Annotated in this window: 4 protein-coding genes; all 4 read right to left on the bottom strand. The window is 58.8% G+C overall.

Annotated elements, in window-relative coordinates; genetic code table 11:
• Nucleotides 1–487 precede the first annotated feature (487 nt).
• Nucleotides 488–844, bottom strand: a complete 357-nt coding sequence (locus WBF74_RS00415; protein WP_424433717.1) for a DUF488 domain-containing protein — start codon at nucleotides 842–844, stop codon at nucleotides 488–490.
• A 91-nt stretch (nucleotides 845–935) separates the two neighbouring features.
• Nucleotides 936–1,571, bottom strand: a complete 636-nt coding sequence (locus WBF74_RS00410) for a TetR/AcrR family transcriptional regulator (RefSeq protein ID WP_424433716.1) — start codon at nucleotides 1,569–1,571, stop codon at nucleotides 936–938.
• A 37-nt stretch (nucleotides 1,572–1,608) separates the two neighbouring features.
• Nucleotides 1,609–3,036, bottom strand: a complete 1,428-nt coding sequence (locus tag WBF74_RS00405) for an efflux transporter outer membrane subunit (RefSeq protein WP_424433715.1) — start codon at nucleotides 3,034–3,036, stop codon at nucleotides 1,609–1,611.
• Nucleotides 3,036–6,170: an efflux RND transporter permease subunit gene (locus WBF74_RS00400; RefSeq protein ID WP_424433719.1), complete on the bottom strand. Its 3,135-nt coding sequence runs from the start codon at nucleotides 6,168–6,170 to the stop codon at nucleotides 3,036–3,038. Before WBF74_RS00400 ends, WBF74_RS00405 begins: the two co-directional genes overlap by 1 nt.
• Nucleotides 6,171–6,212 lie beyond the last annotated feature (42 nt).

Raw genomic sequence — 6,212 nt, 5'->3', positions numbered from 1 at the left:
AGAGAGGTCAATTTCAAGCGACACTGTTAGACGATGCTGGCCGGAACATCTACCTTTCCCTTGGCGAAGGAAATATGGATAATTTCGTCTGCTCCTGAAGACGGGAAGCAGTCGCATGCTCAAAGGCGTCCAGCCAGTCTCTCAATAAACCCTTGTCTTCCTTGGAAAACCGCGCTCGTTCTACGAGATTTCCGAAACTGTCACCGGGGTGGCATCGCTCGTATTCCCGCATCGCATGGGCAATTATCCGGGGTCGTTGTTCTTTGGTAGCGGGGCCGATACCGGCAAGAATCCCGTTGAGACTTATTGTGAGTCGCGATATTGCGGCCTCAACAGTCTTCCCTTCACAATCTTGAGCAACCGCTGAAAGCTCGGTCTGCCCTGCAATCTGTGCCACGCCACGGCCCCGTGCCTCGTCAAACATAGATCAATAATACATCTATTATGACAAAATATGCCTGTGGCATTGTGAGGCAGGGTTCTCACCCTACCCAGTCTTCCCGCCCAGATATTCGGCAAGGACGACAGCCTGATTGTGAGCCTCATCCTTCGAGCCATAGAGAAGTGTTGCCGTTCCGCGCCCAAGAGCATCTCTCAATCGCTGAACTTCCGTAAAATTGTTTTCCAGTTCAGCGCGGAATTTGCGACGGAATTCAGCCCAACGAGCAGGATCGTGTCCAAACCATTCTCGCAAGCTGGTGCTGGGCGCGATTTCCTTGTGCCAAAGCGTCAGCTTTGCTTCTTCCTTGCTGATCCCCCGCGGCCACACGCGATCAACGAGCACGCGCACGCCATCTGCGCGTGATGGTTTTTCGTAGATACGTTTGATCCTGATCTTCACCACGATGAAACCTCGCGGGACGTCGCGGAAATCACATTGATGCGAAGGATTGTACTACAACTCTCATCCGACAAGCGACCGACAGCGGACGGTGCTACCCGACTGCGGGTTCGTAGAGCCGGAAAAAGGCAGAAAGCGTGAAATCAAGATGCTGCTCGATTTCTTCCGGGGTGAGGTCGATTTCCTCACCGCACAATACTTTCATGTGGAAGGGGCCGAGAACGAGCGCGATGAAGGTGCGTGCCGCGCGCATCGGATCATCGATCCTGAGCTTTCCGAGTGCGGATTGCGTGCGGAGATAATCCGTCACGATCTCATGGCCAAACCCCGGACCTGCGCGATAGAAGATGGTGCCTACTTCGGGGAATTGCGGCACTTCAGCAACGATAACGCGGAGCAGCGACATTTTCGGTTGCTGAAGGACGCCCTCCAGAAAGAGCGTCGCTATCTCGCGCAGCGCTTCCGGCGGTTCCTTTCCCTCCAGCGTCTCAAAATCGAGATGGCCGAAGAAATTCTCGCACTCCTCCTCGACCATCGCCTGAAAGAGCCCGGCCTTGCCGCCAAAAAGATCATAAAGCGTTGCGAGTGAGCCACCCGAGACGCCAACAATGTCGTTAAGACTGGTGGCCCCATAGCCCTGACGAAGAAAAACCTGCCGCGCAGCCTCAAGAATAGCCTTCCGCCTTTTCTCCCGGCGGTTTGGTGCGTTTTTTCTTTTCAGCGCCTGCATTCAGCTTTCCCTCCCACGGCCCGACACCCTGCCCGGCTTATTGTGCCGCCTCTTCTGTCGTGTGCTCCAAGCCGCCGCCGCCCAGAACCTTGTAAAGGTTGACGGTATTGCTGACCTGCGCAAGCTGGATACGGATAAGCTCCTGTTGCGCTGCGTAAAGCGAGCGCTGCGCATCAAGCAGGGTCAAGTAGCTGTCAATGCCGCTGCGATAGCGGCGCTCTGCGAGCGCATAGCTTTCTGCCGTCGCCTCGACAAGCGCGCGCTGTGCGGCAACCTGTCCTTCATAGGTGCCCTGCCCCGCCAGCGCATCGGCCACTTCGCGGAACGCTGTCTGGATCGCCCCTTCATAACGGGCAATATGGATTTCGCGCTCCACCTCGGCGGCGCGGAGATTGGCGAGATTTTTCCCGCCTTCAAAGATGGGGATACTGATCTGCGGCATGAAGCTCCATGCGCCTGAGCCCGGCTCGAACAGACCGGAAAGGGAGCTGCTTGCCGTACCGCCTGATGCCGTCAACGCAATGCGCGGGAAAAACGCAGCCCGTGCCGCGCCGATATTCGCATTTGCGCCACGAAGCAGATGCTCCGCCTGCCGAATATCCGGCCTGTTTTCCAGCAGGTCGGAGGGCAGACCCACCGGCAGATCGGCGATGAGGTTCTCGATACCCTGCGCGTCATCAAGCGCTGTTTCATCAATCGGCGCACCTACGAGAAGTGCCAGCGCATTGCGGTCCTGTGCAACCTGGCGAACAAAGGCGTAGCTGTTCACGCGCGCTGTCTCTACGGCTGTCTGTGCCTGCGCCAGTTCGAGCTTAGATGACACACCGCGATCAAAGCTCATCTGGATCAGCTTGTAGGAATCTTCCTGCGCTGCCAGCGTTTCCTCGGTAAGCTTGAGCAGCCTCTGATCCGCCTTGAGCGTCAGATAGGCATTTGCCACTTCGGCAATCAGCGTAATCTGTGCTGCGCGGCGCGCTTCCTCAGTTGCGAAATAGTCCCGCAAGGCCCGCTCGTTGAGGCTCTGCACGCGGCCGAAGAGATCAAGCTCATAGGCTGCCACACTTGCCTGCACGCCATAGCGTGTTCCCGTGACGGGTTGGCCGGTGCCGGAGAGATCGCCCGGAATGCGTTCACGCGCCATGTTTCCTTCGCCGCGAATAGCAGGCAGCAATTCCGCCCGCTGGACGCGGTAAAGGGCGCGGGCACGCTCCACATTCAGCACAGCCTCGCGCAGATCCCGATTATTTTCGAGTGCCTGCTCGATCAGCCCGCGCATCGCGTCGGAAAGGAAAAAGTCCCGCCAGCCAAGCTCTGCCAGATCGACGCCCTTCTCCGCTGCTTCGCCATAGGCAGGACCAGACGGCCAGTTCTGCGGGATGGGCGCGCCCGGGCGCTCATAATCCGGCGCAAGCGTGCAGGCGCCGAGAAGAAGCGAGGCTGCGAAGAGAGGAAGAAACTTTCTCATCACTCAATTTCCGATTCCGGTGCGGCGGCGTTTGACCGGCCCCGCGAGAAAAAGCGCTGCACGACCACGAAGAAGAGCGGCACGAAGAAGATTGCGAGAATTGTCGCCGAGATCATGCCGCCCATGACGCCGATACCAATGGCGTTCTGGCTGCCCGAGCCGGGGCCGGATGCCGTTGCGAGCGGCAACACGCCCAACGTGAATGCAAGCGAGGTCATGACGATGGGGCGAAGGCGCAACTGCGCGGCATGCAGCGTTGCTTCGATAAGTCCCTCACCCTTCAGGTAGAGGTCCTTCGCGAACTCGACAATCAGGATCGCGTTTTTTGCGGCGAGCCCGATGGTGACAAGCAATCCGACCTGAAAATAAACGTCATTCGACAGGCCCGTCAGCGTGGCAGCAAGCACCGCACCGAGCACACCCAGAGGCACGACGAGCATCACCGATACCGGGATCGACCAGCTCTCATAAAGGGCCGCAAGGCAGAGGAAGACAAAGAGGATCGAGATGGCATAAAGGGCCGGTGCCTGCGCGCCTGCCTGACGCTCTTCATAGGAGAGGCCCGTCCACTCGATACCGATGCCTTCGGGAAGCTGCGCCGCGAGCTTTTCCATTTCGGCCATCGCATCGCCGGAACTGACCCCCGGCGCGGCGGCACCTTGAATCTGGCGGGACGAGGAGCCGTTGAAACGCTCCAGCCTCGGCGAGCCATACGTCCAATGCGTTGTTGCAAAGGCGGAGAAAGGCACCATCTCGCCATTCGCATTGCGCACATGCAGCTTGAAAACATCCTCTGGCAACATGCGGTAAGGCGCATCCGCCTGCAGATAGACTTTCTTTACGCGGCCCTGATCGATGAAATCATTCACATAGGTCGAGCCCCAGGCAGCCGCGAGCGTGGCATTGATATCGGCAAGCGAGAGGCCCAGCGAAGCCGCCTTCTCCTTATCGACATTCACGCGGAACTCCGGCGTGTCATCAAGGCCATTTGGACGCACACCCATCAATTTCGGATTTTGCGCTGCCATGCCGAGAAGCTGGTTGCGTGCCTGAATGAGCTTTTCATGGCCAAGCCCCGCCCGGTCGATGAGCTGCAGGTCAAAGCCCGATGCAATGCCCAGTTCCGAAATCGCTGGCGGGATGATGGCAAAGGCCATCGCATCCTTCATGGAGGCAAAGAACCCCATGGCGCGCTGCATGATGCTGAAGGCACTTGTCTCGTCCGTCCCGCGCTCATCAAACGGGCGCAGATTGATGAAGGCCATGGCGGAATTCTGTCCGGCACCGGCAAAATTGAAGCCGACCACCGAGAACATGCCCGCGACGGAGTCCTTTTCGTGCTCCAGGAAATAATCTTCAACGAGCTTCATGGATTCACGCGTGCGCTCGGCCGTGGCACCGGAAGGTGCCATCACCAGAGCCAGCATGAAGCCCTGATCTTCATCCGGCAGGAAGGAGGTCGGCATGCGCAGGAAGAGAAGGCCGAGCACGGCAACGATGGCCACATAGATCGTCATGTAGCGAACCGGTCCTGCAAGAAAGCGTTTCACGCCCTTTTCATAGGAGCGTGTGCCGCGACCGAACATGCGGTTGAACCAGCCGAAAAAGCCGCGCTTCTCCCCGCCATGGTTTGTGCCGGGTTTCAACAGCGTCGCGCAGAGAGCCGGGGTGAGGACAAGCGCCACGATTACGGAGAGCACCATCGCCGAAACGATGGTCAAAGAGAACTGCCGGTAGATCGCGCCCGTGGAGCCGGGGAAGAACGCCATGGGAATGAGCACGGCACTCAGCACCACGCCGATGCCGACCAGCGCGCCGGTGATTTGCCCCATGGATTTTCGCGTGGCTTCCTTTGGTGACAAGCCTTCTTCGCTCATCACGCGCTCGACATTTTCGACCACGACGATGGCGTCGTCCACGAGCAGGCCGATGGCGAGTACCATGCCGAACATGGTGAGCGTGTTGATGGTAAAGCCGAAGGCCGCGAGGATGCCGAATGTACCGAGCAGCACGACCGGCACCGCAATGGCCGGGATGAAGGTAGCACGGACATTTTGCAGGAAGAGATACATCACGAGGATGACGAGAACGATCGCTTCGACAAGCGTCTTGATCACCTCGTTGATCGACAGGCGCACGAAGGGCGTCGTGTCATAGGGAATAACAGCCTTGAGACCTTCGGGGAAGAAGGGCTCCAGTTCCGCAAGCCTTTTCCGCACGCCATCTGCGGTGTCCAGTGCATTGGCACCCACGGCGAGCCGGATCGCGATACCGGAAGACGGCGCCCCGTTATAGCGACCGATCGTCTGGTAATTTTCCGCACCGATCTCTACGCGCGCCACATCCTTGAGACGCACTTGCGAGCCATCTTCATTCACGCGCAGCAATATGTTCTGGAACTGCTCCGGCGTTTCGAGGCGCGACTGCGCGGTGACCGTTGCATTGAGCTGCTGACCTTCCACCGCGGGCCGCGCGCCAAGCTGACCTGCCGAGACTTCGGCGTTCTGCGCGCGCACAGCGGCGATAATGTCTTCGACCGACATGCGGAAGCTTTGCATCTTCTGCGGGTCGATCCAGATGCGCATTGCATGCTGCGGGCCGAAAAGCTGCACCTCGCCAACGCCGTTCACGCGGCTCAGCGGGTCCTGAATATGCGACGCCACATAGTCGGCAATTTCGGTTTCGTCGAGGCGGCCATCTTCCGAGATAAAGGCAACGACGAGCAGGAAGCTCTCTGCAGATTTCGCAACCGTAACGCCCTGTTGCTGCACTTCCTGCGGCAGCAGAGGCAAGGCCGCCTGCAACTTGTTCTGGACCTGCACCTGCGCAATGTCGGGATTGGCTTCCGGTTCGAAGGTGAGCGTCACGCTGGCCGTGCCCGATGAGTCACTGGTCGAGGACATGTAACGCAAATGGTCGATGCCGCTCATGCGCTGCTCGATCACCTGCGTGACTGCATTCTCGACCGTGCGCGCAGATGCGCCGGGATAAACCGCCGTCACCGTCACGGAGGGTGGTGCAATCGCCGGATATTGCTCAACGGGAAGCTGCGTGATCGACAGCAGCCCCGCCAGCATGATGGTGATTGCGATGACCCAGGCGAAAACGGGCCGATCAATGAAGAAACTCGCCATGATGCGTAATGCCTTGTTTGAACCGGGTCCGGTCTTGCGGCC

It is taken from the genome of Parvibaculum sp., assembly GCF_049672805.1.
GTDB lineage: Bacteria > Pseudomonadota > Alphaproteobacteria > Parvibaculales > Parvibaculaceae > Parvibaculum.
The sequence above is the reverse complement of the archived record's forward strand: the minus strand, read 5'-3'. Positions and strand labels throughout refer to the sequence as shown.

What these genes read in the sequence shown, in the direction of transcription:
- WBF74_RS00410 (WP_424433716.1), bottom strand. Translation starts at nt 1,571, where the DNA reads ATGCAGGCGCTGAAAAGAAAAAACGCACCAAACCGCCGGGAGAAAAGG.
- WBF74_RS00405 (WP_424433715.1), bottom strand. Translation starts at nt 3,036, where the DNA reads ATGAGAAAGTTTCTTCCTCTCTTCGCAGCCTCGCTTCTTCTCGGCGCC.
- WBF74_RS00400 (WP_424433719.1), bottom strand. Translation starts at nt 6,170, where the DNA reads ATGGCGAGTTTCTTCATTGATCGGCCCGTTTTCGCCTGGGTCATCGCA.